We start from the raw sequence: 26,886 nt of genomic DNA, 5'->3' as shown, positions 1-26,886 counted from the left end.
ACGATCCTCGCTGACTTCAAATACGCTCTCAGCGTTGAGAGTTGGGATGTGTTGGAATTGCCTCCACTGGTTGCCGAGGGGTTGGAGGGAGTCGGTCAGTCCTGCGCCGGCTGGACCCCCGGGAGTTGGCGGAGCCCCTCGACGAAGAGGCCCAGCCCGAAGTCGAACCGCTCGGCCGGGTCTGCGTCCGCCAGCGCGTCGAGTGCGGCCGCGTACTGGGGCGACACGTCGACGTTGAGCCGCTCGGTGCGGATCCGCCAGTCGCGGTCGGTCGGCAGCTGGAGCTGGGCCTGCTCCTCGATGGTGTGTCCGAGGACGTAGTAGAAGAGTGCGAAGGCGATCCAGCCCGCCTGGGCGGGCGGCAGGCCGGCCCGGCAGAGCACCTGGACGGCCACGTCCGAGCTCATGATGGTGTTCGCTCCGGGGGCGAAGGTGCCGGCCACCACGCGGGCGCCGTCCCGGTGGCTGAACATGGCCGCGCGCAGCCGGCTGCCCAGGATGTGGATCTGCTCGGGCCACGGGGCGTCGGGCAGCCCGTCGCCGACTCCCTCGACGACCTTGTCGGCCACCGCGTCGAGCAGGGCCTCCTTGTTCGGGAAGTGCCGGTAGAGGGCGCCGCCCTGCACGTTGAGTGCCGCGCCGAGCTTGCGCATGGTGAGTTGGTCCAGGCCCTCGGCGTCGAGGAAGCGCAGCGCCTCGTCGACAATGTCGGTTTTGCGCAGCCGCATTGACTCTCCTTCAGCTTGATTGACACCCCCGGGCTTCCAGGTTACCGTGAACGCCGTTCACGAGTGAACAGTGTTCACTGGTGAACGCTGTTCACTCGTGATTGGCCACTGAGGAGACGTCATGTCCGAGGCCCGAATCGCGTCCACGCCCCAAGCTCTCCGGCCGAATGTGCCACTCGGCGTGATCGTGACCATGTCCTGTCTTGCCCTGTTCATGGTCGTGCTCGATGCCACCATCGTCACGGTGGCCCTGCCGGACATGCGGACTCAGCTGGGGCTGTCGACCAGTCAGCAGCAGTGGGTGGTCAGCGGTTACCTGATCACCCTGGGTGGCTTCCTGCTCCTGGCGGCGCGGGCCGGCGACCTCTTCGGGCACCGGCAGGTGTTCCTGTTCGGGGCGGCGCTCTTCACCGTCGCCAGCCTGATCGGCGGCCTGGCGCCCAACCCGGCGGTCCTGATCACCGCCCGGATCGCCCAGGGCGCCGGTGCCGCCGCCCTGGCCCCGACCAGCCTGAGCCTCATCACCGCCACCCACACCGACGAGCACGAACGCGGGCGCGCTCTGTCGCTGTGGAGCATGATGGGCGGGATCGCGGGTCTGGCCGGCGTGGTCCTCGGCGGCGTGCTCACCGCCGAACTGAGCTGGCGCTGGATCCTGTTCGTCAACGTCCTGCCGGGCATCGTGCTGCTGGTCATCGCGGCGCGACTGGTGCTCCCCGTCGCCGCCGGCGAGCGGACCCGGCTGGACCTGCCCGGAGCCCTGTGCGTCACCCTCGGGATCGGGGCGCTCACCTTCGGGCTCTCGGAGGCCTCCAACAAGGGCTGGGGTTCGGCGAGCGTCCTGCTGTCGCTGGTCCTGGCCGCCGTGCTGCTCGGTGCCTTCCTGGCCGCCGAGGCCAAGAGCACCCACCCGCTCATCCCGCGGGACCTGGTCCGGCTGCGGAACCTGCGGATCGCCAACCTGATCATCTTCTGCCTGGGCGTGACGCTGACGGCGCTGTTCTTCTTCCTGTCGATCTACTGCCAGCAGGTCCTCGGCTACAGCGCGCTGCGCACCGGCATGGCGATGCTGCCCGTCACCGTGGTCTTCATCGTGGGCGGCCTGACCTCCCGCAAGCTCCTGCCCTCGGTCGGCCCCCGGCCGCTGCTGCTGGTCGGCGGCGTCCTCTCCGCGGTGGGCATCGCCCTGCTCGCCACGCTCTCCACGCACTCCGACTACCCGACCCACATCCTCGCCCCGAACCTGATCGGCGGGTTCGGCACCAGCCTGATGCTCCTGGCCGCCACCGTCAGCGGAACCGCCGGTGTTGAGCCGAAGAACGCCGGTGCCGCCTCGGGGCTGCTCAACACCTCCCGCCAGATCGGCGGGGCCGTCGGTCTCGCGGTGCTGGTGACCATCGCGTCCACCGTGACCAGCCACGCGAGCGGTCACCCCGCTCACCTCGACGCGCTGGTCCAGGGCTACCGCGTCGCGTTCCTGGTGAACGCGGGCATCATGCTCGTCGCCGCACTGGCCGCGCTGGCGCTGACTGCCATGGGCCCGGCCAAGCAGGTGGCCGACGAGGTGCCCGCCGGTCAGCCGGCAGGGCACTGACCGAACGGTTCCGCGGGGGGGGGTGCCGTCCGGCCCGCGCCGGGCGGCACCGCCGCGCCGAAGGAGGGGCGAGGGGAACATTTCTTCAAGACGCCGGGAAGTTGCTCTTGTGACGCTGTGGCGGTGTCCAAGAAACTCAACGGCTCCACGTCGCCGCTGCTGCGTCGGCCCCGGTACGGGGTCGACGCGCCGGGTTTCCTGGCGGCCAAGGGCGTCGCAGGGATGGCGTGCTGCCTGGCCGCCGCCCGGTGGCGCCGTGGCCGGGGCACGAACGCGGTCCTCGGGACGGCACTGCTCGCCTCCGCCGGTATCTACCTCCACACCACCTTGCGCGGCAAACTGCGCGTCTGGGAACGGGAGTTGGATCGGATCGGGCTGAACGGCGACGAGCGGCTGCTGGATCTGGGGTGCGGTCGCGGCGCGGTGCTGATCGAGGCTGCGCGGCGACTGCCGGACGGGCAGGCCGAGGGTGCGGATCTCTGGTCGAAGGACCAGAGCGGCAACAGCCGCGCCGCCACGCTCGCCAACGCCGCCGCGGCCGGAGCCGCCGACAGGGTCGAGGTTCACACCGCGGACATGACCCGACTCCCGTTCCCGGACAACTCGTTCGACGTGGTGACCAGTGCGGTGGCGATCCACAACGTCCATTCGCGCGAAGGCCGTGACCGTGCGGTCGACGAGGCGATGCGGGTGTTGCGCCCCGGTGGGCAGCTGGTCATCGCCGATTTCTGGTGGGCCGCGAAGCAGTACGCGCGACGCCTCGGGCAGGGCTCGCCGCGACCGCTCGGGGCGCAGTACTGGTACGGCGGCCCGTGGTTCAGCGTCGTGCTGCTGCATGTGGTCAAGGAACCCTGGCCGATGGAGGAGCAATCGTGCTGACCACCGCGGTGATTCCCTGGAACAGGCTGGTGGTGAAGCAGCAACTGGTCCTGCTGCTCTCGTCGTTGGCGTCGATGGTGCTGTTCATGGTGGCGACCGTCCCAGCGGCCGTGCAGGTGCTTGGTTCGCACCAGCCGCTCAGCTGGCCGGTCTCCGTCGTGGTCTACGCGGCCCTGGCGGTGCGCCGGCGGTACCCGCTCGGCACGGTCGCGGTCACGGTCATCGGGTCGGTCGCGCTGATGGCCGACGGGATGGTCTATCCGCTGACCCTGCTCGCGGTCTTCTGCACGCTGTACTGGGTGGCGCTGGAGTCCTCGCCGGGCCGGGCGCTCGCGGTCGGCGTCACCGTCAAGACGACGCTGCTCGTCGCTTCGCTCATCACCCACCCCGGCATCACGGGCGTGGTCATCGTGCTGTGGGCGGCGCTGGCCGTCAGTACCGGTCTCGCCGCACGCAGCCACCGCGCCTATGTCGCCGAGGCCGAGGAGCGCGCCAAGCGCGCCGAACAGGCCAGGGAGGGCGAGGCGAACCGCCGGGTGGCGGAGGAACGGCTGCGGATCGCACGGGAGTTGCACGATGCGGTGGGCCACCATGTCGCGCTGATCAACGTCCAGGCCGGCGCGCTCGCCTGCCTGCTGGAGGACGAGGACCGGACCCAGGCACTGGAGTCGATCGCGCACATCCAGCACGCCAGCGCCGAAGCCCTGGAGGAACTGCGACTGACGGTCGGGCTGTTGCGTCAGCCCGGTACGGTCGAGTCGGACGAGCCGACGGAGCCGGTGCCGGGTCTGGACAGGCTCGAAGACCTGATCGCCTCGTTCACCGGCGCGGGCCTTCAGGTCACCCGCGAGGTGACCGGCCAGGCGAGGCCGCTGCCCGAGGCCGTGGAGCTGACCGCCTACCGAGTCATCCAGGAGTCGCTGACCAATACCCGTAAGCACGCGGGCTGCGTCAACACGGTGGTGCGGCTGGGCTACGGGCCCGGGGCGCTGCGGCTCGCGGTCGAGGACGAGGGCAAGCCGGTCCCCTGGGGGAGCCGGCGGATGGCGGGCGGCATCGTCGGAGTCGGCACGGTCGGAGGACACGGCCTGGTGGGCATGCGGGAGCGGGTGACCGCGGTCGGCGGACGGCTGGCGGTGGGACCGAAGCCCGAGGGCGGCTACCGCGTGTTCGCCGAACTCCCGTTGCGGGCAGCCGGAATCGAGGGCGTGTGAACGCGACTTTACCGGCGGCTCCGGACGCCGCGGTGCCGACCCGCGTGGTCATCGCCGACGACCAGGACCTGGTCCGGGCCGGCCTGCGGCTGGTGATCGACCGTGCGCCGGGGCTGACCGTGGTGGGCGAGGCGGCCACCGGCGACGACGCGGTCCGGGTCGCCCATGAGACCCGTCCGGATGTCGTCCTGATGGACATCCGGATGCCGGGCCTCGACGGGCTGGCCGCGACCCGGCGGATGACGGCGGACGACAGCCTCGCCGACGTACGGGTGCTGATCCTGACGACGTTCGAGGTCGACGACTACGTCTTCGAGGCGCTGCGCTCGGGAGCCAGCGGCTTCCTCGGCAAGGGCGCGCGCCCCGAGGTCCTCATCGACGCGATCCGCACGGTGGCCCGGGGCGAGGCCCTGCTCTCGCCGTCCGCGACCCGGGGCCTCATCGGCAGGTTCCTCACGCTGCACGACACCGAACCGGTCCGCCCCTCGCCACTGGTCGCCACGCTCACCGAACGCGAACGCCAGGTGGTGGCCCTGGTCGCCGACGGCATGTCCAACGCGGAGATCGCCAGTCAGCTCACGCTCAGCCCGCTGACCGTCAAGACCCACGCCAACCATGCGATGGCCAAACTCGGTGCGCGGGACCGCGCACAACTCGTCGTGCTCGCCTACCAGACCGGTCTGGTGGACGCGCCACGTCCCAGGCCCTGAGCCCCGCCGCCGCGATGTGACCGCGACGGCGGGGTGAAGTCCGCCTTCTTCCTTGTCCTTTCCCATCCCACCCGGGCTACTGCGATCGCAGTAGGCGAAACCGCGAACCGCGCCAGATGGCGTGGTTGCGCCCCGGGCAGTCACTGCGGCGGGCCGGAGACCTGGACGGCGCGGATCCGGACGATGGGACTGAACTGAAAGGAACGGAGGATCATGTCAGTCCTTGGACGCTGGTGCTACCGGCACCGCTTCGTTGTGATCATCGCTTGGGTCGGGCTCCTGCTCGGCTTGGCGGTGCTGTCGCAGGTAGTGAAGACGAACTACGACAACTCGCTCACGTTGCAGGGGACGGGTTCGGGCAGCGCCCAGGCACTGCTGCAGAAGTCTGCGCCGGCCGCGTCGGGTGACGCCGACCAGATCGTCTGGCAGGTGAGCCAGGGCAGCGTCACCGACCCGGCCATCGAGCAGCGGATCTCCTCGATGCTCACCCAGGTGTCGCACATGCCCGAGGTGGCCTCGGTCGCCAGCCCGTACGTGACGGGCGGCGAGGTCCAGGTGGCCCCGGACAAGCGCACCGCCTACGCCACGGTGACCTTCACCGACGCGGCGGACAACCTGAACAAGAGCGATGTCCACCGGGTGATCAACGCCGCGGTGGCGGCCCGTCAGCCGGGCCTCGCGGTCGAGCTCGGCGGCAAGGGCATCGCGGGTGCCGAGGAGACCCCGGCGTCGAACGCCTCGCTGATCGGCATCGTCGCGGCCGCCGCGATCCTGCTGATCGCCTTCGGGTCGCTGCTGGCCATGGTGGTGCCGATCGTCACCGCGGTCGCGGGCATGGGCGCCGGCCTGCTGCTGGTGTCCCCGCTCAGCCACATGATGTCCGTGAACGGCATCGCGCCGATCCTCGGCGCGCTGATCGGCCTCGGCGTCGGCGTCGACTACGCCCTGTTCATCGTGACCCGGCACCGCCGCAACCTCGAGGCCGGAATGGAACCGGAGGAGTCGACCGCGCGGGCGGTCAACACCTCCGGCCGTGCGGTCCTGTTCGCGGGTGGCACGGTGTGCATCGCGCTGCTCGGTCTGCTCAGCGTCAACCTGACGTTCATCGACGGGCTGGCCGTCCCGGCGGCGATCACCGTGGTGTGCACCGTGATCGCGGCCGTCACGCTGCTGCCCGCGCTGCTCGGCGTGCTCGGCATGCGGGTGATGAGCCGCAAGCAGCGCCGCGCGCTGAAGGAGGCCGGCGGGGCGCTCCGGAACGGGGACGAGAACGGCCTGGCGGCGCGTTGGTCGCGCGTCGTGCCGCGCTTCCCCGCCCTGCTCACCGTCGTGGGGCTCGTGGTGGCGCTGCTGGTGGCCGCTCCGGTCTTCGACCTGCGCCTCGGCTTCGCCGACGCGTCCAACGACCCGACGTCCACGCACACTTACAAGTCGTACAAGATGCTGGCCAAGGGCTTCGGCGCTGGCTTCAACGGCCCGCTGGTGATCGTCGCCCAGGCTGAGAGCCCGGCCGACCGGGCCGCGCTCAAGCAGCTCGACAAGACCCTGTCCACCATGCCCGGGGTGGCCGCCGTGCAGACCGCGCCGAGCGCCGGTTCGTCGATCGAGATCACCCAGGTCGTCCCCACCACGGCGCCCGAGGACAAGGCCACCTCCAACCTGATCAACCACCTGCGCAACACGGTCATCCCGCAGTACACCAAGGGCACCACGCTGCACGTCTACATCGGCGGGCTCACGGCCACGATGATCGACTTCGCGACCGTGACCACCGACAAGCTGCCCTGGCTCCTCCTCACCATCGTGGGCTTCGGCTTCCTGCTCCTGGTGCTCGCCTTCCGCAGCCTGCTCATCCCGGCGTTCACCGCGGTGCTCAACCTGCTGTCGGCGGCGGTCTCGTTCGGTGTCCTCACCGCCTTCTTCCAGTGGGGCTGGGGGACCAAGCTGTTCGGACTCGGCTCGCCCAGCCCGATCGAGGGCTACCTGCCGGAGCTGGTGCTCGCCGTCCTGTTCGGTCTGTCCATGGACTACCAGGTGTTCCTGGTCAGCCGGATGGCCGAGGAGTGGCAGCGCACCCGTGACAACACCCGGTCGGTGTTGGCCGGCGTGACCCACACCGCGCGGGTCATCACCGCCGCGGCGCTGATCATGATCGCGGTGTTCACCGCCTTCATCTTCACCGGCCAGCGCGGCATCGCCGAGTTCGGCGTCGGCCTGACGGCCGCCGTGGCGCTGGACGCCTTCGTCCTGCGGACGGTGCTCGTCCCGGCGGTGATGTACATGTGCGGCAAGGCCAACTGGTGGCTGCCGAAGTGGCTGGACCGCATCCTCCCGCACCTGGCCATCGAGCCGCACGAGGAGGAGGAGCTCACCCCCGCGCCCGGTCGCGTGCTCGTTTGACCGTAGCCGGCACACATCCATCCGGTTGCCGACGGGGTACCGGGCCATCCCGGTCACCCCGTCGGCCTTTTGGGCTCTAGGAGGTTGCTGATGTCGTCGATGTTGGGGCTCGTGGAGGAGTTGGAGGGCTGGGCGCGGCGCGAGGTCGAGCGGCTCCGGTACGAGGCGGCCCGGGTGGCAGTCGCTCTCAAGGAGGTCGAGGGGGAGTTGGCGCGGCTGGTCAGCGCGCGGGAGGGGCTGCAGCAGCGGACGCTGCGGCCGGAGCACGGCGACCGCTGGGACACGGCGGTGCCCCGGGCGGCCGGCGCGGCTGGCGGGGGGATCCGGGTGACGGTGCCGGACCGGGAGCCGGGCATGGACCTGACGGCGCTTCCGGGGACCTACCGGAAGTTGGCGCAGATCCTTCAGGGTTCACAAGTGCCATTGCAGGCCAGTGAGTTGACACGTCTGCTTGGAATAGAGCTGACGGCCTCGGCGGTCGAGGGGGTGCGGGCGAAGGCGAAGCGCCTGGTGGTGCACGGATGGGCGGTGCAGGCCGACCGGGGCCGGTTCGCGTCGCCGTCCGCCTAGGGACACGGAGTCTCATTGATGACGCCGCCGAGCACTCGCGCGCGCAGGAGCCGGTGAGCGGTCAGGTCGGCTTTGGGTACTGGGCGCTCCTGGGCGAGGGGAGGGAGCTGATTCCGAGCCTGGTGCGGGCGATGACGGTTGTAGTGCCGGGCGTAGGCGTCAAGGACCTGCCGGGCGTGGGTCTCGTTCCATATCAGCAGGTGGTCGAGGATTTCTCGCCGCAGGGTGCCGATTGCTCGTTCGCAGTGGGCGTTCGCTCGCGGAGCACGGGGCGGCGTTTTGATGACCTCCATGTCCTCAGCCTCGAAGACCATGTCGAACGATGCGGTGTACTTCGCGTCCCGGTCGCGGATCAGGAAGCGCAGTGAGTCGAGCCGGATGCCCGACTCGACGGCGAGGATTCTCGCCTGTTGCACCGCCCAGGGACCTGCCGGGTGGGCGGTCACTCCGGTGATGTGCAGTCGGTGTGTGCCGTGCTCGAGGAAGACCAGCGCGTACACCCGGCACGGGTCGACCAGATCGATGTGCACGAAGTCGCAGGCGATGACACCCTCGGCCTGTGCGGTCAGGAACTCGCGCCACGTCGGCCCACCGCGGCGCGGGGCCGGATCGATGCCCGCCGCCGTCAGGATCTCCCAGACCGTCGTCGTGCCGATCGGATGCCCGAGGCGGACCAGTTCGCCCTGGATCCGACGGCAGCCCCAGCGCGGATTCTCCTTGGCCGGCCGCAGCACCAGCCTGTTCAGCGCGCTCGCGGTCGGCGGCCTGCCGGGCCTGCCCCGCCGCTTGCTGTAGTCCCACTTCCGGGCGATCAGCCTGCGGTGCATGCCCCCACGGGGCTCTAGGTGGGCCGAGACGGGCTCAGCCGGGCTGAGGCGGGGTTTTGAGGCGCAGGTCAGGGCGGAGTGCCAGGTCAGCCGTGATGCGCTGGGCCCACTGTGCGGGGGCTGCGGCCGTTCTGTGTGCGGCGGTCTGATGTACCGTCACCGAAACCCGCTGGTAAAGGATTCGATATCGGCGGTTCAAGGGTCTTGCTGTGGTCTTGTTCTGTTCATGACTCACCCGATGGGATGCGCCTGACCACCACGTCCGACTCAGGACGTCTCAGGACCATTCAGGGGACCACATGCACATAGCCCGTACCGGGCGCGGAGTCGCGGCGTCCGCCGCCACCGTCGCGCTCGTCGCCGCCGCACTGGCGGTGACCTCCCAGGCCGGCGCCACCACCGCCGCGCCCGCCGCCGTACCGCACACCTTCGCGGCACCGGCCGTCGCGGGGCACAACCTGGTCCACGGCGTGGCCAGCCCCCTCCCCATCGCGCAGTGCCAGGCCAAGTGGCACATCGCCTGCTACACCCCGCTGCAGTACCGCACCGCGTACAACCTGAACCCGCTGTACAAGAAGGGCATCACGGGCAAGGGCCGGACGATCGTCATCGTCGACTCGTTCGGGTCCCCGACCGTCCAGCACGACCTGGACGTCTACAGCAAGCAGTTCGGGCTGCCCAGCACCAAGGTCAAGGTGGTCAAGTGGGGTCACGTCCCCGCCTTCGACCCCAAGAACTCGGACATGACCGGCTGGGCCGGCGAGACCACGCTCGACGTCGAGATGGCCCACGCCGTCGCGCCGGGCGCGAAGATCGTCCTGGTGGAGACGGCCGTCTCCGAGACCGAGGGCACCACCGGTCTGCCGGAGATGATGTCCGCCGAGAAGAACCTGATCGACCACGGGGTCGGCGACGTCATCAGCCAGAGCTTCGGAGCCACCGAGAACACCTTCCCGGGCTTCGGCAGGGGCGACTTCACCAGCATCAAGAAGCTGCGCTACGCCTTCCAGGACGCGCAGCGCAAGCACGTGACGGTCCTCGCCTCCTCCGGTGACGGCGGCGCCACCGACATGAAGGCCGACGGCAAGACGTACTACAACAAGCGCGTCAACTCGTGGCCGTCGTCCGACCCGCTGGTCACCTCCATCGGCGGCACCCAGCTGCACCTGAACGACAAGGGCGAGCGGGTCAAGCCGGACAGCGTCTACAACGACTACGGCGCGAGCGGCGGCGGCCAGTCCCACGTCTTCACCCGGCCGTCGTACCAGGACGGTGTGAAGAACGTCGTCGGCACCCGCCGCGGCACCCCGGACATCTCGATGGCCGCCGCGGTCAACGGCGGTGCCTGGGTCTACTCCAGCTACGACCCGACCGCCACCGGCTGGGACGTCTCCGGCGGCACCAGCGAGGCCAGCCCGCTCTTCTCGGGCATCGTCGCCCTCGCCGACCAGGCGGCCGGTCACCGTCTGGGCAACATCAATGCGGCCCTCTACACCCTTCTGAAGCAGAAGAACCCGGGCATCGTCGACGTGAACGACGGCACGGACAACAGCTACGAAGGCGTGAAGGGCTACAAGGCCGTCAACGGCTACGACATGGCCACCGGCGTGGGCACGCTGGACGCCCTGCGCCTCGTGCCGGCCCTCGCGAAGGCGAGCCACGGCTGACGGTCCGGGTCTGACGACCGCGGTCGCGTCTCACCGCAAGGAACGGCCCGGGTCCCGGTGGACCCGGGCCGTTTCGCACGTGCGGGTCTTTCCGGGCCTGCGGGCGACGCCGGACCGCGTCGCACGCACCGTATCGGCCGAACGGACGCGCGAGGGGTGGTGGGGTCGGTCCGTTTCGGGTACCAACGATCCAGTAGCACTGGTCAGTGAGCAACGGTCCTCAATCATCCCTCTTCGCGGCGAGGTGAGCCTCATGTCCGCCCCCACCACCCCACGTACCACCGTGACCGAGCGTGAAGCCCGCCAGGTGGCGGAGGCCGCCCGGGAACGTGACTGGCGCAAGCCCAGCTTCGCCAAGGAACTGTTCCTCGGACGCTTCCGGCTCGACCTCATCCACCCCCATCCGCTCCCCGACGACGAGGCCGTACGGCGCGGCGAGGAGTTCCTCGCCAAGCTGCGCGACTTCTGCGAGACGACGATCGACCCCGCCCGCATCGAGCGCGAGGCGCGGATCCCGGACGAGGTCATCGCGGGCCTGAAGGACCTCGGCGCGCTCGGCATGAAGATCGACCCCAAGTACGGCGGTCTCGGCCTCACCCAGCTGTACTACAACAAGGCCCTCGCCCTGGTCGGCTCCGCCAGCCCCGCGGTCGGCGCCCTGCTCTCCGCGCACCAGTCGATCGGCGTACCGCAGCCGCTGAAGATGTTCGGCACGCAGGAGCAGAAGGAGACCTTCCTGCCGCGCTGCGCCCGCACCGACATCTCCGCCTTCCTGCTCACCGAGCCGGACGTCGGCTCGGACCCGGCCCGCCTCGCCACCACGGCCGTGCCCGAGGGCGAGGACTACGTCCTCGACGGGGTGAAACTCTGGACCACCAACGGGGTGGTCGCCGACCTGCTCGTCGTCATGGCCCGGGTGCCGGAGTCCGAGGGGCACAAGGGCGGCATCACCGCCTTCGTGGTGGAGGCCGCGGCCGAGGGGATCACCGTCGAGAACCGCAACGCCTTCATGGGCCTGCGCGGCATCGAGAACGGCGTCACCCGCTTCCACCAGGTCCGGGTCCCGGCCGCCAACCGGATCGGCCCCGAGGGTGCGGGCCTGAAGATCGCGCTGACCACGCTCAACACCGGCCGGCTGTCGCTGCCCGCGATGTGCGCGGGCGCCGGGAAGTGGTGTCTGAAGATCGCCCGCGAGTGGGCGGCGGAGCGGGAGCAGTGGGGCAAGGCGGTCGCCCTGCACGAGGCGGTGGGCTCGAAGATCTCCTTCATCGCGGCCACCACCTTCGCCCTCGAAGCCGTCCTCGACCTCTCCTCCCAGATGGCCGACGAGGACCGCAACGACATCCGCATCGAGGCGGCCCTCGCCAAGCTCTACGGCTCCGAGATGGCCTGGCTGATGGCCGACGAGCTGGTCCAGATCCGCGGCGGGCGGGGCTACGAGACCGCCGAGTCGCTCAGGGCGCGCGGCGAACGGGCCGTCCCGGCCGAGCAGATCCTGCGGGACCTGCGCATCAACCGCATCTTCGAGGGCTCGACGGAGATCATGCACCTCTTGATCGCCCGCGAGGCCGTCGACGCCCACCTCTCGGTCGCCGGTGACCTCATCGACCCCGACAAGTCCCTGTCGGACAAGGCGAAGGCGGGCGCGAACGCGGGTGTCTTCTATGCCAAGTGGCTGCCGAAGCTGGTCGCGGGACCCGGGCAACTGCCGTCGTCGTACAGCGAGTTCAAGCGCGAGGCCGACCTCTCCGGACACCTGCGGTACGTCGAGCGGCACGCCCGCAAGCTGGCCCGGTCCACCTTCTACGCCATGTCCCGCTGGCAGGGCCGGATGGAGACCAAGCAGGGCTTCCTGGGGCGGATCGTGGACATCGGCGCGGAGCTGTTCGCGATGAGCGCGGCCTGCGTACGGGCCGAGCTGCTGCGCAGCCGGGGCGAGCACGGCCGCGAGGCCTACCAGCTCGCCGACGCCTTCTGCCGCCAAGCCCGCATCCGGGTCGAGGAACTCTTCGAGCGCCTGTGGACCAATACCGATGAACTGGACCGGAAGGTGGTCAAGGGCGTGCTCGCCGGGAACTACGAATGGCTGGAGGACGGGATCGTCGACCCGTCCGGGGACGGCCCGTGGATCGCGGATGCGACCCCCGGACCGTCCACACGGGAGAACGCCCGCCGCCCGTACGGCGGCTAGGCGACTCCCCGTGTGCCGAGGGGCACTTGGGTCAGCTGCTGCCCCAGGTGCCCTGGTTCACGGCGCAGGTCCAGCCCGTGCCGTGGAGGGTGAACTTCACGGCGTAGTTGTGGGTGTTGAGCAGGTGCGTCTGCACCTTCACCCCGAGGCTGGCCTTCGCCTTGAGGGTTCCCGCGTACACGGACACCGTCTTCGTCGTCTTGTTGGTGACCCGGCCGCCCTTGGGCGTGGCCGAGCCGTAGCGGATGTTCCTGACGTCCGAGACGGTGAACGTGACCCGCTTGAAGGACTTGGTCGTGCTCGTGTTCTTGATCCCGAAGTACAGACCGCCGTTGGTCACCCAGCCGTGCGAGTTCACGTAGAAGCGGGTCGGGTAGACGAGGTTGACCGGGCAGCCGGTGCTCTGCGGAGTCACGGTCGTGCTCTGCGGAGCCACGGTCGCCGCCGACGCCGCGCCGGCGAGGCCGAGTTGAGCGGCGGTGACGAGCCCTGCGGTGGCCAGAACGGCCGCGGTCGCGCGCTTGCGATGCATCGTGGAAATACTCCCCCTGTGACACTGGCCCGACCTGACGGGCCACAGCCGGAAAGAATGCCATCCCCGACACCCGGTCGCGCGCGATTTACCGCGGTCCGGCAGGAGTTGTTACGGCAGCAGTACAAACCGTTTCAGCAGTACTTGTCGCTCGGATCCCGCGTCGTCCAGGAGCAGGAGTCGACCTTGGTGCCGTTCGCCTTGGTCAGCGTGGCCGTGTCGGCGTCGTTGTTCCAGACGTAGGCGCGGCGGTCCTGGTACTTGTCCGACCCGGTGTCCGAGCCGATACCGGTGTGGATCTTCATGTACTTCCCGGCGCCGATCCTGACGTTCGGGAAGACGTACCGGTGGTTCGAGGCGTCCTTCAGGACCCAGCCGCCCAGCGAGATCGCCGAGCCGCTGGTGTTCTTGATCTGCACCCACTCGGCGTTCAGGCTCGCGTTGGTGCGGTTGTCCGTGCCCGGGCTGTCGAACCACACGTGGTAGATCTGCACTCCGCCGGCCGCCTGGGCCGGGGTGCTGAGCATGGTGCCGGTGAGCAGGGCCGCGCCCGCGAGGGCGGCGGGCAGGGCGGCGCGTATGCGCGCAGTACGCATGGAGAGATCCCCCCAAGGATGTCGTCCGCGAAGTGGTCCCGGGACAGTCCGGGTCAGTCCGGGTCAGTGCGAGTCGGTCGTCCACCGGCCCAGGGAATGAAGTGTTATCACACGATCTTCACCGTGACTCCACAAGCGGAAAATCACTCCACCCGGCGACGAAGACTGTTGACGCACCCGCCCGAGGGACGCCCTGTCCTGGCCGTCGGTGGTAGCGGCCACAATGGGGGGATGACCGACAGTCCCGCCAGTCCCGCACCCCTCGCCGACCCGCACCTCGTGTACGACCCCTTCGCGGGAGACGGCCCGAAGGACGTGGTGATCCTCGGCTCCACCGGGTCCATCGGCACCCAGGCCATCGATCTGGTCCTGCGCCACCCCGACCGCTTCCGGGTCACCGCCCTGTCCGCGAACGGCGCCCGTGTCGCCCTCCTCGCCGAGCAGGCGCACCGGCTGCGCGTCCGCACCGTCGCGGTCGCCCGCGAGGACGCCGTACCGGCGCTGCGCCAGGCGCTCGCCGAACGGTACGGCACCGGGGAGCCGCTGCCCGAGATCCTCGCCGGAGCGGACGCGGCCACCCAGGTCGCCGCCTCGGACTGTCACACCGTCCTCAACGGCATCACCGGTTCCATCGGCCTCGCGCCCACCCTCGCCGCCCTGGAGGCGGGCCACACCCTCGCGCTCGCCAACAAGGAGTCGCTGATCGTCGGCGGCCCGCTGGTCAAGGCGCTCGCCAAGCCCGGCCAGATCATCCCGGTCGACTCCGAGCACGCCGCGCTCTTCCAGGCGCTCGCCGCCGGCAGCCGCGCGGACGTGCGCAAGCTGGTCGTCACCGCCTCCGGCGGCCCCTTCCGCGGCCGTACGAAGCAGGAGCTGGCGCACGTCACCGTCGAGGACGCCCTGGCGCACCCCACCTGGGCCATGGGCCCGGTGATCACGATCAACTCCGCCACGCTGGTCAACAAGGGGCTGGAGGTCATCGAGGCGCACCTCCTCTACGACATTCCCTTCGACCGCATTGAGGTGGTCGTGCATCCCCAGTCGTATGTCCACTCGATGGTCGAGTTCACCGACGGCTCCACGATCGCCCAGGCGACGCCCCCCGACATGCGCGGGCCCATCGCCATCGGCCTGGGCTGGCCCGAGCGCATCCCGGACGCCGCCCCCGCCTTCGACTGGAGCAAGGCCTCCACCTGGGAGTTCTTCCCGCTCGACAACGAGGCCTTCCCCTCGGTGAACCTCGCCCGGCACGTGGGGCAGCTCGCGGGCACCGCCCCGGCGGTGTTCAATGCCGCCAACGAGGAGTGCGTCGAGGCCTTCCGCACCGGCGCGCTGCCCTTCAACGGCATCATGGAGACCGTCATCCGGGTGGTCGACGAGCACGGCACCCCGGACGCGGGAACTTCACTCACCGTGTCGGACGTCCTCGAAGCGGAGACCTGGGCACGGGCCCGGGCCCGCGAACTGACCCACCGGCCGGCGAACGCGGAGGCGCGTGCATGACGACCTTGATGTTCATCCTCGGGATAGTGGTCTTCGCAGTAGGCCTGCTCGTGTCCATCGCGTGGCACGAGCTGGGGCACCTGTCGACGGCCAAGCTCTTCGGCATCCGCGTCCCGCAGTACATGGTCGGTTTCGGCCCGACCATCTGGTCGCGCACCAAGGGCGACACCGAGTACGGCATCAAGGCCGTCCCGCTCGGCGGCTACATCCGCATGATCGGCATGTTCCCGCCGGACGACGACGGCCGGATCTCCGCCCGCTCCACCTCCCCGTGGCGCGGCATGATCGAGGACGCCCGCTCGGCGGCCTTCGAGGAGCTGAAGCCGGGCGACGAGACGCGCATGTTCTACACGCGCAAGCCGTGGAAGCGGGTCATCGTCATGTTCGCGGGCCCGTTCATGAACCTGATCCTCGCGATCGGCCTGTTCCTCACCGTCCTCATGGGCTTCGGCATCCAGCAGCAGACCACCACGGTCGCCTCGGTCTCGCCCTGCGTCATCGCGCAGAGCGAGAACCGCGACAGCTGCAAGAAGTCCGACCAGGCCTCCCCGGCCCAGGCCGCCGGAATGAAGGCGGGCGACAAGATCGTCTCCTTCGACGGCAAGCCGACCAAGGACTGGAACACGCTGTCCGACCTCATCCGTGACAGCGCCGGGAAGACCGTCCCGATCGTCGTCGAGCGGCACGGCCGGCCGCTCACGCTGCACGCGAAGATCGCCACCAACCAGGTCACCAAGAAGGACTCCAGCGGCGCCTACGTCCAGGGCAAGTACGTCAAGGCCGGCTTCCTCGGCTTCAGTGCCGCCACCGGTGTCTTCCAGCAGAGCTTCGGCGAGTCCGTGACCTGGATGACCGACCGGGTCGGCGACGCCGTCGACAACCTCGTCGCCCTTCCCGGCAAGATCCCCGCCCTGTGGGACGCCACCTTCGGTGACGCCCCGCGCCAGCCGGACTCCCCGATGGGCATCGTCGGCGCGGCCCGCATCACCGGCGACATCGCCACCCTGGACATCCCCGCCTCTCAGCAGGTGGCGATGTTCGTGTTCGTGCTCGCCGGCTTCAACCTCTCCCTGTTCCTGTTCAACATGCTCCCGCTGCTCCCGCTCGACGGCGGCCACATCGCCGGCGCCCTGTGGGAGTCGCTGCGGCGGCAGGTGGCGAGGGTGCTGCGCCGGCCGGACCCCGGCCCGTTCGACGTGGCCAGGCTGATGCCGGTGGCGTACGTGGTGGCCGGGATCTTCGTCTGCTTCACCGTCCTGGTGCTGATCGCGGACCTGGTTAACCCGGTGAAAATCTCGTAGCCATCCGACGTTCCAGGCGGCCCGGAACTCTGTGTTCCGGGCCGCCTTCCATTGAGTGGCTTTGCCGGGTGGGATGTGCTCGGGCCCAGGGCGGTGTCGTAATCTCGAAGCCTGGAGCCCGCCGTTCATGGGGCCGGACCTTGATCCACGACTTGGGGTTGCACAGCAGATGACTGCGATTTCTCTCGGCATGCCGTCCGTTCCGACCAAGCTCGCCGAGCGCCGCAAGAGCCGGCAGATCCAGGTCGGAAGCGTGGCGGTCGGTGGAGACGCGCCCGTCTCGGTCCAGTCGATGACCACGACCCGTACGTCGGACGTCGGCGCGACGCTGCAGCAGATCGCGGAGCTGACCGCGTCCGGCTGCCAGATCGTGCGGGTGGCCTGCCCGACGCAGGACGACGCCGACGTTCTGGCGACCATCGCCAAGAAGTCGCAGATCCCGGTGATCGCGGACATCCACTTCCAGCCGAAGTACGTGTTCGCGGCGATCGAGGCGGGCTGCGCGGCGGTCCGGGTGAACCCGGGCAACATCAAGCAGTTCGACGACAAGGTCAAGGAGATCGCGCGGGCCGCGAAGGACCACGGCACCCCGATCCGCATCGGCGTCAACGCGGGCTCCCTGGACCGCCGTCTGCTGCAGAAGTACGGCAAGGCGACCCCGGAGGCCCTGGTCGAGTCGGCGCTGTGGGAGGCGTCCCTCTTCGAGGAGCACGACTTCCGGGACATCAAGATCTCCGTCAAGCACAACGACCCGGTCGTGATGATCGAGGCGTACCGGCAGCTCGCCGAGCAGTGCGACTACCCGCTCCACCTCGGCGTCACCGAGGCCGGCCCCGCCTTCCAGGGCACGATCAAGTCGGCCGTCGCCTTCGGTGCGCTGCTCAGCCAGGGCATCGGCGACACCATCCGCGTCTCCCTCTCCGCCCCGCCCGCCGAGGAGGTCAAGGTCGGCATCCAGATCCTGGAGTCGCTGAACCTCCGCCAGCGCGGCCTGGAGATCGTCTCGTGCCCGTCCTGCGGCCGTGCCCAGGTCGACGTCTACAAGCTCGCCGAAGAGGTCACCGCGGGCCTGGAGGGCATGGAGGTCCCGCTGCGTGTCGCCGTCATGGGCTGCGTCGTCAACGGCCCCGGCGAGGCCCGTGAGGCCGACCTCGGTGTCGCCTCCGGCAACGGCAAGGGCCAGATCTTCGTGAAGGGCGAGGTCATCAAGACCGTCCCCGAGTCCAAGATCGTGGAGACCCTCATCGAGGAGGCCATGAAGCTCGCCGAGCAGATGGAGGATGCCGGCGTGGCCTCCGGCGAGCCGTCGGTCTCGGTGGCGGGCTGATCCCCGGGCCCCTTCCGCGCCGCCCTGGCGGGGGCGGCGCGACACACCGTCGGCAGGTACAGTCTGGAGATCAGCAGAACCTCCGGATGAGGCCCCCGCACGTGTTGACCCAGACCACCTCACGGGTGCTCGAACCGAGCGACCTTGACGCCGCACTCGCCGTACTGAACCGCGAGCCGGTCACGAACGCCTTCGTGACCGCCCGGGTCCAGATCGCGGGCCTCGACCCGTGGCGGCTCGGCGGCGAGATGTGGGGCTGGTACGAGGACGGCATACTCACGTCCCTGTGCTACGCGGGCGCCAACCTCGTCCCGATCTGCGCCACCCCGCGCGCCGTGCGCGCCTTCGCCGACCGGGCCCGGCGGGCGGGCCGCCGCTGCTCCTCCATCGTCGGTGCCGCCCAGTCCACCGCCGAGCTGTGGCGGCTGCTGGAGCCGCACTGGGGCCCGGCCCGCGAGGTCCGCGCCCACCAGCCGCTGATGGTCACCGACCGCATGCCCGCAGACATCGCCCCCGACCCCCTCGTCCGCCGCATCCGAAAGGACGAGATGGAAACGATCCTGCCGGCGTGCGTGGCGATGTTCACCGAGGAGGTGGGCGTCTCGCCGATGGCCGGTGACGGCGGCCTCCTCTACCAGGCCCGCGTCGCCGAACTCGTCGGCACCGGGCGCTCCTTCGCCCGCCTCGACGCGCACGGCAAGGTCGTCTTCAAGGCGGAGATCGGCGCGGCGACCGCCCAGGCCTGCCAGATCCAGGGAGTCTGGGTCGCGCCCGAGTACCGGGGCAGGGGCCTGGCGGCCCCCGGCATGGCGGCGGTGCTGCGCTACGCGCTGGACGATGTGGCGCCGGTGGTCAGCCTCTACGTCAACGACTTCAACACGGCGGCGAGGAGGACGTATCGGAGGGTGGGGTTCCAGGAAGTCGGCGCGTTCATGAGCATCCTCTTCTAGAGCCCTGCCTCTCGGACGTCCCCCGCTACAGCTCCTCGATCAGCCCCGCCGCGCGGACCACTGCCGCGAGTGACTCCGGGCGGCCCGTGCGCTCGTGTACGTCGAGGCAGGTGTCGGCGAGCTTGATGACGTGCTCGTCGCCGTGCCGGGCGGCCAGGTCGAAGACCTCGTCCGGTGACTGGGGCGCGGTGGGAAGGTCGGCCTCGGGCGCGGGGGCGGCCGGGCCGTAGGCCGCCGTGACGGCCGCGCAGGCCGCCCACGCCGCGTGCAGGCTGGGTGCCCACTGGTCGCGCGGGAGCGCCGGCAGGATGCGCAGCACCGCCATCGGCGCGGTCGCCGAGTGCACCAGCATGACCGCCGAACCGTGCGCGTTGGGGAGGTAGTGCAGGACGGCGGCGGTCGTCAGGCCGTCCAGCAGCTCGCGGGCCTGCTCCGGGTCCGCGGCGGGCCGCAGCGCCGCCAGCGCGACCGGCCATTCCGGCACGCCGGCCAGCTGGCCGAGCCGGTGGTTGATGCCCGCGCTCTGGTCGGGGATCCGGGGCACCCCGGCGAGGGCGGTGGCGGGATCGGCGCTGCCGGACGGCAGGGCGGACGGCACCGGCTGCCAGCGCGCGGCCCAGTAGCCGAGGGCCTGGCCGAACTCGGCGAGCCGGGGCCCGTCCTCCTGGGCCAGCAGGGCATGCACCGCGTGGCCGAGACGGATCACCCCGTGGGTGGCACCGGCCGCGATACCGGGCAGGAGCCGCGGCCACCACGTCTCCAGCAGCGTGCGCCAGGGCCGCTCCCGCACCTCGCGGTCGAAGTACGTGAGCCAGTCGCCGAGCCGCCGCGGATCCCCGAGCGCCGCACGCCACTCGTCCGCGGCGAGCGGCGAGACGCCGCGCGGCAGTTCGTCCAGCCGGTCCATGTAGCGGTCCAGCCAGCGATGGACCTGGCGCCCGTGCCCGTTGCGGACCAGGGCTTCGACGGCCATCGGGCCGTGGTTGGTCAGCCATCCCTCGAACTCCGGACCGCTGCGGTGCAGTCGTTCGTAGGCCTCGTCGAGCGTGCTGTCGATGTCCATGCCCCCGGAATGTAGCCGCGCGGCCGGGGAGTGATCATCGGCCGGGGGATCGAACCGCGGCCGTGCGTCCGGCCTAGGACCACGGTCGTAGTGCAGCGGAGTGAGCGGCCGACGTCAGGACGGCAAGGACGCCCTCCCCTGTACGCTCCCCGCATGGACGTCGTGATCGGCCCCCTGGACCTGTCCGCCCACGTGGACGAGGCTTTGGCGGTCCAAGCCGTCGCCTTCGGCCTGGGCCCCGACGAGGTGGCCGTGCGCCGCCAGATCGTCCTGCGCCACATGCAGTACCCGGGCGCCCGGGCCTTCGGCGCCACCAGCCGCGGGCGGCTGATCGGCTTCGTCTACGGCATGCCCAACTCCCGCACCCACTGGTGGTCCACGATCGTCGAGCCGTACCTGCGCGCCAACGACAACGCCGCCTGGCTGGACGACGCGTTCGTCATCACCGAACTGCACGTCCACCCCCGGCACCAGAACAGGGGCATCGGGCGGCGGCTGATCACCACGATCACCGACACGGCCGACGAACCCCGCTCGATCCTCTCCGCGATCGACACCGACAGCCCGGCCCGCGGCCTCTACCACTCGCTCGGCTACGTCGACCTCGCCCGCCAGGTCCACTTCCCGAGCGCCCCCCGGCCGTACGCCGTGATGGGCGCCCCCCTGCCGCTGCGCCGCAAGTAGGCACGTGCGCGCGAGCCCCATAACCGATTTCCGCGGACACAGCCAGCCCGGCTAACCTCCATGCCATCAACCTTTCCCGGCAGGAGTACGAGAACCATGGCCAACGCACCGGTCCAGCGCATGTCCCAGTTGATGGCGAAGACGCTGCGCGACGACCCGGCGGACGCCGAGGTCCTCAGCCACAAGCTCCTCGTCCGCGCCGGCTACGTCCGCCGCACCGCCGCCGGCATCTGGAGCTGGCTGCCCCTCGGCAAGAAGGTCCTCGCCAACGTGGAGCGGATCGTCCGCGAGGAGATGGACGCCATCGGCGCCCAGGAGGTCTCGCTCCCCGCCCTGCTGCCCCGTGAGCCCTACGAGGCCACCGGCCGCTGGGACGAGTACGGCCAGGAGCTGTTCCGGCTGAAGGACCGCAAGGGCGGCGACTACCTCCTCGGCCCCACCCACGAGGAGATCTTCACCCTCCTGGTCAAGGACCAGTGCACGTCCTACAAGGACCTGCCGGTGATCCTCTACCAGATCCAGACCAAGTTCCGGGACGAGGCCCGTCCGCGCGCCGGCATCCTGCGCGGCCGTGAGTTCCTGATGAAGGACTCGTACTCCTTCGACCTGGACGACGAGGGCCTCGGCACGTCCTACGCCCTGCACCGTCAGGCCTACCAGCGCACCTTCGAGCGCCTCGGCCTCGACTACCGCATCGTCGCCGCCACCGCCGGCGCGATGGGCGGCTCCAAGTCCGAGGAGTTCCTCGCCCCGGCGGAGGCCGGCGAGGACACCTTCGCGGACTGCCCGAACTGCGACTTCGCGGCCAACACCGAGGCGATCAGCTACGAGCTGAAGCCGGTTGACGGCTCGGACGTCCCCGCGCTGGAGGAGATCCCCACCCCCGACACCCCGACCATCGAGACCCTGGCCGCCTCCCTCGGCGTCCCGGCCTCCGCGACGCTGAAGAACCTGCTGGTCAAGGTGGACGGCGAGATCATCGCCGTGGGTGTGCCCGGCGACCGCGAGGTCGACCTGGGCAAGGTCGAGGAGCACTTCGCCCCGGCGGTCGTCGAGATGGTCACCGAGGCGGACTTCGCGGGCCGCCCCGACCTGGTGCGCGGCTACGTCGGCCCGCAGGGCCTGGGCGAGAAGGTGAAGTACATCGCCGACCCGCGCGTGGCCCCCGGCACCGGCTGGATCACCGGCGCCAACAAGGAGCACACGCACGCCAAGAACGTCGTCGCCGGCCGTGACTTCGAGGTCGACGAGTACGTGGACGTCGTCGTGGTCCAGGAGGGCGACCCCTGCCCGAAGTGCGGCACCGGCCTGAAGCTGGACCGCGCCATCGAGATCGGCCACATCTTCCAGCTGGGCCGCAAGTACGCCGACGCCCTCAAGCTCGACGTCCTCGGCCAGAACGGCAAGCCGGTCCGCGTCACCATGGGCTCCTACGGCATCGGCGTCTCCCGCGCGGTCGCGGCCCTCGCCGAGCAGACCGCCGACGAGCAGGGCCTGTGCTGGCCCAAGGAGGTCGCCCCGGCCGACGTGCACGTCGTCGCCGCCGGCAAGGCCCTGCAGACCGAGCTGGCCCTCGACGTGGCCGAGAAGCTGGCCGCCGCGGGTGTCCGCGTCCTGGTGGACGACCGGGCCGGGGTCTCCCCGGGCGTGAAGTTCACCGACGCCGAGCTGATCGGCGTACCGCAGATCCTGGTGGCAGGCCGCCGCTCCGGCGAGGGCGTGCTGGAGCTGAAGGACCGCAAGACCGGTGAGCGCGAGGAGCTGTCGGTCGAGGACGCGATCGCGCGTCTGACGGCGTAGTACGACTGCGACACAGCCCCGTGCCCGGAAAGGGCGCGGGGCTGTGTCGTATCCGCGGCTCCGCCGTGCGGGCGTCCGAAAGCCGTTCTACGGCCGTCCTAAAGCCACCCGGCGAACTCCAGCAACAGCTCCGCGTCGTTCGGCCGCCCCACCCGAAGCGCCCGCACCCCGGACTCCACCGCGCGGAACAGCGTCCAGCCACGCAGCCGCTCCTGGTCCACCTCCAGCGACTCCGCGAGCCGCTTGATCCGGCGCCGGGTGACGGCCGGTCCGGACGGCGCCGCGATCAGGTCCTCCACCCGGTCCCGCACCAGCCGGGCCAGGTCGAAGGCGCACTCGCCGACCACCGGGTCCGGACCCACCGCGAGCCAGGGGGTCCGCTCCCCGGCGAGCACCTTGCTCTGCCGGAACGTGCCGTGCAGCAGGCGGTGTTCGGGCGGAGCGGCCAGCAACTCCTCGCGGGCCGCGAGCGCCGCGTCGACCAGCGGCGCCGTCTCGGGAGCGGCCTGCGCGCCCGCCCGCATCGCCGCCGCCTGCCGTCCGGTGCGCTCCGCCACCGTCTCGAAGGTGTGCCCGGCCGGCGGCTCGACCCACAGCCGGCGCAGCGTGCCCGCCGCCTCCAGCAGGGCCTTCGCCTCCGGCAGCGACCGCACCGAGACGTCCGGGTGCAGCCGCTCCAGCAGCAGCACGCCCTCCTCGGGCTCCTCCGGGCCGGCCTCCAGCAGCTGTACGGCGCCCACGCCACCCCAGTGCGCCAGCGCGGCCCGCTCGCTCTGTGGGCGGGCCCGGGGCGGGGCCAGCTTCAGCACGGCCGGGGTGCCGTCGGCCAGTCGCACCAGCACCACCAGGCTGCTCCGGCCGCCTGGAAGCTGGACCCGCTCGACGGTCAACTCGCGCCGGTCGACAGCCCGTTCGGCCGTCTGGGGCAGCTTCGCCAGCCAGTCGTCCCCGGCCGGTGCCGTCTCACCGAGCGCCCGCTCCAGGCGGGGCGGCGGTTCGAAAGCCATGCGCGAGTCGTTCCTTCCTGCAGTTACGGGATGTCGTGGGGGCGCCTACGGGGCCACCGAGGCGGTGGACGACGGTGCCACTCCCGCGGTCGTTCCCGCCGCACCGGTCCCCTCGCCGGAGCGCTCGGCGAGCCCAGGGAAGGCTACGCTCTCCCCGCTCCAGCGCACCGCCCGCACCGCTGCCTCGCGCAGTGCCGCCGCGGCGGAACCGCGCCGCGCGCCCGTCGCCGCCCGCACCAGGTCCGCGTACACCCCGGCCAGCCGCTCCTCCAACTGCGCGGCGAGCCGGACCGCAGCCGCTGAGTCCGGCACCGGGAACGGCAGCGCGTACCCGGCGTTCGCCGCCACGGGCCGGCCGCCCAGGTCACGGACCTCGCGGGCCAGCGCGTCCCGGCGGGAGCGGTGCGCGTCGTAGGCGGCCCGTGCCTCGGTGCGCCTCGCCCCGCCGATCTGCCCGCCGACGACGCCGTAGCCGTACACCGCAGCGTGCTCGGCGGCCAGCGCCGCCTGGAGCGCCGCCAGTTCGGCCTGCTTCTCCTCGTCGCTCACTTGGCCCCCTCCGTCAGCAGGTACGCGTGCGCCACCCCGGCCGCCGACACCGACGCCAGCAGCCGCGCCAGCTCGCCCGGCACCTGCAGCAGGTCCCGGGCCCGCCGGTCGGCCACACCCCGCTCGGCGTCGGCCAGCGAGGCCAGGGCGTCCTTCGGCCGGGGCGGGACGACTGGGGAAGCTGTGCGAGAGGCCGTGGGGGACGCGGACTTCGTGGCCGCGCCCGCGGCCTTGCCGCCGAACGCCTTCACGTGCGCGGCGACCGCCGCGCGCAGCGGGCGCAGCTCCTTCGCCAGCGCCGGATGCGCGGCGAGCACGGCGTCGTACTGCTCCAGCAGCCCCGCGCTGTCCCGCGCCGCACGCGCGCGTGCCTGTGTGGCCGCTGTCGAGCCGCCGCCTCCGGAGTCCGGATCGGCCGTACAGCCGGCCAGCAGGGCGGCCCCGGCGACGGAGGCGAGCAGGGTTCTTCTGCGCGGCCCCGAGGGGGTGCGCGGCGGCGGGGGGTACGGCACTGCAGACGTCCTCGGGGAACTCGTATGAAGGGAACAACAGGAGAAGGCCGGCCAACGGGCGGCACGCCCGTGATCACCGTACCCGCGCGCCCCGTGCACACCACTCACCGGCACCGCCCGTACACAGGTGGACGGCAACACTCCCCGCGACCGGATACCCTTTGACCAGACACGCGACCCATCCCACAACAGCACACGCGGCCGAGGAGTCACCCGGATGAGCACCACCCAGAGCGAGAGGCTGCGAGAGCTGCTGGAACCGCTCGTCACCTCCCAGGGGCTGGATCTCGAAGAGATCGCCGTGGAGCTCGTCGGACGCAAGCGGGTGCTGCGGGTCGTCGTGGACTCCGACACCGGAGCGGACCTGGACCAGATCGCCGATGTGAGCCGCGCGCTCTCGGCGAAGCTGGACGAGACGAACGCCATGGGTGAGGACGCGTACGACCTGGAGGTCGGCACCCCCGGCGCGGAGCGGCTCCTCACCGAGCACCGGCACTACGTGCGCGCTGTCGACCGGCTCGTGAAGTTCCAGCTGACCGAGGGCGGCGAACTGGTAGCCCGGATCCTGACGGTGGACGACGAGGGGCTGGAGCTGGAGGTTCCCGGCGTCAAGGGGCGCAAGGCCACGACCCGTCGGCTCGCCTTCCCGGAGATCGCGAAGGCGCGCGTGCAGGTCGAGTTCAACCGCAAGGACAAGAAGGACATGAAGGAAGAGGAGGAGGCGTAGCCGTGGACATCGACATGAGCGCCCTGCGGGGCTTGGTTCGGGAGAAGGAGATCTCCTTCGACCTGCTGGTCGAGGCGATCGAGTCGGCCCTCCTCATCGCCTACCACCGCACCGAGGGAAGCCGCCGCCACGCGCGCGTGGAGCTGAACCGGGAGACCGGCCATGTGACCGTGTGGGCGAAGGAGGACCCCGAGGACCTCGAAGAGGGCCAGGAGCCCCGCGAGTTCGACGACACCCCGTCCGGTTTCGGCCGGATCGCCGCCACCACCGCCAAGCAGGTGATCCTGCAGCGGCTGCGGGACGCCGAGGACGACGCGACGCTCGGCGAGTACGCCGGCCGTGAGGGCGACATCGTCACCGGTGTGGTCCAGCAGGGCCGCGACCCGAAGAACGTGCTCGTCGACATCGGCAAGCTGGAGGCCATCCTGCCGGTGCAGGAGCAGGTGCCCGGCGAGTCGTACCCGCACGGCATGCGGCTGCGCTCGTACGTCGTACGGGTGGCGAAGGGTGTGCGCGGACCGTCCGTCACTCTTTCGCGTACGCACCCCAATCTGGTGAAGAAGCTCTTCGCCCTGGAGGTGCCGGAGATCGCCGACGGCTCGGTGGAGATCGCCGCGATCGCCCGCGAGGCCGGCCACCGCACCAAGATCGCCGTACGGTCCACCCGTGCGGGCCTGAACGCCAAGGGCGCCTGCATCGGCCCCATGGGCGGCCGGGTGCGCAACGTGATGGGCGAGCTGAACGGCGAGAAGATCGACATCGTGGACTGGTCGGACGACCCGGCGGAGATGGTGGCGAACGCGCTGTCACCCGCTCGGGTGTCCAAGGTGGAGGTCGTCGACATGGCCTCCCGGTCCGCCCGGGTCACCGTGCCGGACTACCAGCTGTCGCTGGCCATCGGCAAGGAGGGCCAGAACGCGCGGCTCGCGGCCCGGCTCACCGGCTGGCGGATCGACATCCGCCCGGACACCGAGCAGGCCGCGGAGCGTGCCGGCGAGTAGCCGGGAATAGATCCCGGACGGTGCGCGCTGGCATTGCTGGGATCATGAAGCTTGCGTCGAGTATCTGTTCGACTTTTCCCCCGAAGGGGTGAGGTCGGTACGGGGAGGTAGACTAAGGAGTGTCTGGCCGGACGCGTGTCGGCGCATGCCCTGAGCGCACCTGTGTGGGGTGCAGGCAGCGAGCGGCCAAGGACGAGTTGCTGCGCACCGTGGCGGATGGAGAACACTGCGTTCCCGATCCTCGCGGTACGCTGCCCGGCCGGGGTGCGTATGTACACCCCGACCTGGTCTGTCTCGACCAGGCGGTACGCCGCCGGGCGTTTCCGCGGGCGCTGCGCGTCCCGGGGCCGCTCGACATAAAGGCGTTGCGCCGGTACGTCGGGCAGACGGACAGTTGCTGAGCAGGTAACACGATGCTGAGCAGGCAACACGGTAAGGAAGCGTGCCGTACGGAAGTCCCCCGTACGGCCTGGTACCTCGCGAGTCGAAAGCAGGTCGAGATTGCGATGAGCACTCGATGAGTACGCGATGAGTACGCCCATGAACTAGCGACG

25 protein-coding genes are annotated in these 26,886 nt (G+C 70.6%); 17 read left to right on the top strand and 8 right to left on the bottom strand.

Annotation, left to right across the window (positions count from 1 at the left end):
- Positions 1–95: 95 nt before the first annotated feature.
- Complete coding sequence (locus tag ACWD3E_RS34120; RefSeq protein ID WP_451391394.1) at positions 96–728, bottom strand: TetR/AcrR family transcriptional regulator C-terminal domain-containing protein; 633 nt, start codon at positions 726–728, stop codon at positions 96–98.
- Between the two features lie 121 nt (positions 729–849).
- Between ACWD3E_RS34120 and ACWD3E_RS34115 the strand changes: the two genes are divergently transcribed.
- From ACWD3E_RS34115 to ACWD3E_RS34090, 6 genes are all read left to right on the top strand, one after another.
- Entirely contained in the window at positions 850–2,322 is a 1,473-nt protein-coding gene (locus tag ACWD3E_RS34115) for an MFS transporter (protein ID WP_451391393.1), read from the top strand.
- A gap of 123 nt (positions 2,323–2,445) precedes the next feature.
- Positions 2,446–3,201 carry a class I SAM-dependent methyltransferase gene (locus tag ACWD3E_RS34110; RefSeq protein WP_451391392.1) on the top strand — a complete coding sequence of 252 codons (756 nt, stop codon included), beginning with the start codon at positions 2,446–2,448 and terminating at the stop codon, positions 3,199–3,201.
- Complete coding sequence (locus ACWD3E_RS34105) at positions 3,195–4,415, top strand: sensor histidine kinase (RefSeq protein WP_451391391.1); 1,221 nt, start codon at positions 3,195–3,197, stop codon at positions 4,413–4,415. The genes ACWD3E_RS34110 and ACWD3E_RS34105 overlap by 7 nt, the downstream gene beginning before the upstream one ends.
- Before the next feature lie 32 nt (positions 4,416–4,447).
- Positions 4,448–5,125, top strand: coding sequence for a response regulator (locus ACWD3E_RS34100; protein ID WP_451391428.1), 678 nt, complete (start codon positions 4,448–4,450; stop codon positions 5,123–5,125).
- 213 nt (positions 5,126–5,338) lie between these two features.
- Positions 5,339–7,525, top strand: coding sequence for an MMPL family transporter (locus tag ACWD3E_RS34095; protein WP_451391390.1), 2,187 nt, complete (start codon positions 5,339–5,341; stop codon positions 7,523–7,525).
- A 90-nt stretch (positions 7,526–7,615) separates the two neighbouring features.
- On the top strand, positions 7,616–8,095 hold the full coding sequence (locus ACWD3E_RS34090; RefSeq protein ID WP_451391389.1) for a hypothetical protein: 480 nt from the start codon (positions 7,616–7,618) through the stop codon (positions 8,093–8,095).
- On the opposite strand, the gene ACWD3E_RS34085 is transcribed toward ACWD3E_RS34090, so the two are convergent.
- Positions 8,092–9,012: an integrase core domain-containing protein gene (locus ACWD3E_RS34085; protein WP_451391427.1), complete on the bottom strand. Its 921-nt coding sequence runs from the start codon at positions 9,010–9,012 to the stop codon at positions 8,092–8,094. The two genes, ACWD3E_RS34090 and ACWD3E_RS34085, sit on opposite strands and share 4 nt — an antisense overlap.
- A 209-nt stretch (positions 9,013–9,221) precedes the next feature.
- Between ACWD3E_RS34085 and ACWD3E_RS34080 the strand changes: the two genes are divergently transcribed.
- Together ACWD3E_RS34080 and ACWD3E_RS34075 are read left to right on the top strand one after the other, a co-directional pair.
- Positions 9,222–10,589 carry a S53 family peptidase gene (locus tag ACWD3E_RS34080; RefSeq protein WP_451391388.1) on the top strand — a complete coding sequence of 456 codons (1,368 nt, stop codon included), beginning with the start codon at positions 9,222–9,224 and terminating at the stop codon, positions 10,587–10,589.
- 253 nt (positions 10,590–10,842) lie between these two features.
- The gene (locus ACWD3E_RS34075) at positions 10,843–12,780 is read left to right on the top strand and encodes an acyl-CoA dehydrogenase family protein (protein ID WP_451391387.1); all 1,938 of its coding nucleotides are present in this window, start codon (positions 10,843–10,845) and stop codon (positions 12,778–12,780) included.
- 31 nt (positions 12,781–12,811) lie between these two features.
- Here the strand turns inward: ACWD3E_RS34075 and ACWD3E_RS34070 are convergent, their stop codons facing one another.
- Positions 12,812–13,312: a hypothetical protein gene (locus tag ACWD3E_RS34070; RefSeq protein WP_451391386.1), complete on the bottom strand. Its 501-nt coding sequence runs from the start codon at positions 13,310–13,312 to the stop codon at positions 12,812–12,814.
- A gap of 134 nt (positions 13,313–13,446) precedes the next feature.
- Positions 13,447–13,908 (bottom strand): lamin tail domain-containing protein, encoded by a 462-nt coding sequence (locus tag ACWD3E_RS34065; protein ID WP_451391385.1) that lies wholly within the window; start codon positions 13,906–13,908, stop codon positions 13,447–13,449.
- Between the two features lie 231 nt (positions 13,909–14,139).
- On the opposite strand from ACWD3E_RS34065, the gene dxr reads away from it, so the two are divergent.
- From dxr to ACWD3E_RS34045, 4 genes are all read left to right on the top strand, one after another.
- Positions 14,140–15,411, top strand: a complete 1,272-nt coding sequence (gene dxr / locus ACWD3E_RS34060; RefSeq protein WP_451391384.1) for a 1-deoxy-D-xylulose-5-phosphate reductoisomerase — start codon at positions 14,140–14,142, stop codon at positions 15,409–15,411.
- Positions 15,408–16,712, top strand: a complete 1,305-nt coding sequence (locus ACWD3E_RS34055) for a M50 family metallopeptidase (RefSeq protein ID WP_451391383.1) — start codon at positions 15,408–15,410, stop codon at positions 16,710–16,712. Before dxr ends, ACWD3E_RS34055 begins: the two co-directional genes overlap by 4 nt.
- Before the next feature lie 169 nt (positions 16,713–16,881).
- Positions 16,882–18,039 carry a flavodoxin-dependent (E)-4-hydroxy-3-methylbut-2-enyl-diphosphate synthase gene (ispG, locus tag ACWD3E_RS34050; RefSeq protein ID WP_451391382.1) on the top strand — a complete coding sequence of 386 codons (1,158 nt, stop codon included), beginning with the start codon at positions 16,882–16,884 and terminating at the stop codon, positions 18,037–18,039.
- A 101-nt stretch (positions 18,040–18,140) separates the two neighbouring features.
- On the top strand, positions 18,141–18,989 hold the full coding sequence (locus ACWD3E_RS34045; protein WP_451391381.1) for a GNAT family N-acetyltransferase: 849 nt from the start codon (positions 18,141–18,143) through the stop codon (positions 18,987–18,989).
- Positions 18,990–19,014: 25 nt separating this feature from the next.
- Here ACWD3E_RS34045 and ACWD3E_RS34040 read toward each other — a convergent pair whose 3' ends face one another.
- Entirely contained in the window at positions 19,015–20,052 is a 1,038-nt protein-coding gene (locus tag ACWD3E_RS34040; RefSeq protein WP_451391380.1) for a questin oxidase family protein, read from the bottom strand.
- 153 nt (positions 20,053–20,205) lie between these two features.
- On the opposite strand from ACWD3E_RS34040, the gene ACWD3E_RS34035 reads away from it, so the two are divergent.
- Together ACWD3E_RS34035 and ACWD3E_RS34030 are read left to right on the top strand one after the other, a co-directional pair.
- A complete protein-coding gene (locus tag ACWD3E_RS34035) occupies positions 20,206–20,736 on the top strand; it encodes a GNAT family N-acetyltransferase (RefSeq protein WP_451391379.1) in 531 nt (176 codons plus the stop codon).
- A 96-nt stretch (positions 20,737–20,832) separates the two neighbouring features.
- Complete coding sequence (locus ACWD3E_RS34030; RefSeq protein ID WP_451391378.1) at positions 20,833–22,536, top strand: proline--tRNA ligase; 1,704 nt, start codon at positions 20,833–20,835, stop codon at positions 22,534–22,536.
- A gap of 98 nt (positions 22,537–22,634) precedes the next feature.
- Here the strand turns inward: ACWD3E_RS34030 and ACWD3E_RS34025 are convergent, their stop codons facing one another.
- Genes ACWD3E_RS34025 through ACWD3E_RS34015 form a run of 3 tightly spaced genes read right to left on the bottom strand, consistent with a single transcriptional unit; the run spans position 22,635 to position 24,604 of the window.
- Positions 22,635–23,543 carry an aminoglycoside phosphotransferase family protein gene (locus ACWD3E_RS34025; RefSeq protein ID WP_451391377.1) on the bottom strand — a complete coding sequence of 303 codons (909 nt, stop codon included), beginning with the start codon at positions 23,541–23,543 and terminating at the stop codon, positions 22,635–22,637.
- 45 nt (positions 23,544–23,588) lie between these two features.
- The gene (locus tag ACWD3E_RS34020; RefSeq protein ID WP_451391376.1) at positions 23,589–24,092 is read right to left on the bottom strand and encodes a ferritin-like domain-containing protein; all 504 of its coding nucleotides are present in this window, start codon (positions 24,090–24,092) and stop codon (positions 23,589–23,591) included.
- Positions 24,089–24,604, bottom strand: a complete 516-nt coding sequence (locus ACWD3E_RS34015) for a hypothetical protein (RefSeq protein WP_451391375.1) — start codon at positions 24,602–24,604, stop codon at positions 24,089–24,091. The genes ACWD3E_RS34020 and ACWD3E_RS34015 overlap by 4 nt, the downstream gene beginning before the upstream one ends.
- A 217-nt stretch (positions 24,605–24,821) precedes the next feature.
- Between ACWD3E_RS34015 and rimP the strand changes: the two genes are divergently transcribed.
- The 3 genes from rimP to ACWD3E_RS34000 all read left to right on the top strand — a co-directional run bounded on the left by rimP (position 24,822) and on the right by ACWD3E_RS34000 (position 26,733).
- Positions 24,822–25,331: a ribosome maturation factor RimP gene (rimP, locus tag ACWD3E_RS34010; protein ID WP_451355829.1), complete on the top strand. Its 510-nt coding sequence runs from the start codon at positions 24,822–24,824 to the stop codon at positions 25,329–25,331.
- Between the two features lie 2 nt (positions 25,332–25,333).
- On the top strand, positions 25,334–26,332 hold the full coding sequence (nusA, locus tag ACWD3E_RS34005) for a transcription termination factor NusA (RefSeq protein WP_451391374.1): 999 nt from the start codon (positions 25,334–25,336) through the stop codon (positions 26,330–26,332).
- 119 nt (positions 26,333–26,451) lie between these two features.
- Positions 26,452–26,733: a YlxR family protein gene (locus ACWD3E_RS34000; RefSeq protein ID WP_451391373.1), complete on the top strand. Its 282-nt coding sequence runs from the start codon at positions 26,452–26,454 to the stop codon at positions 26,731–26,733.
- Positions 26,734–26,886 lie beyond the last annotated feature (153 nt).

The sequence above is a fragment of the Streptomyces sp. NPDC002676 genome (genome assembly GCF_053592455.1).
Note: the sequence above shows the minus strand (reverse complement) of the source record. Positions and strands in the feature narration are given on the sequence as shown.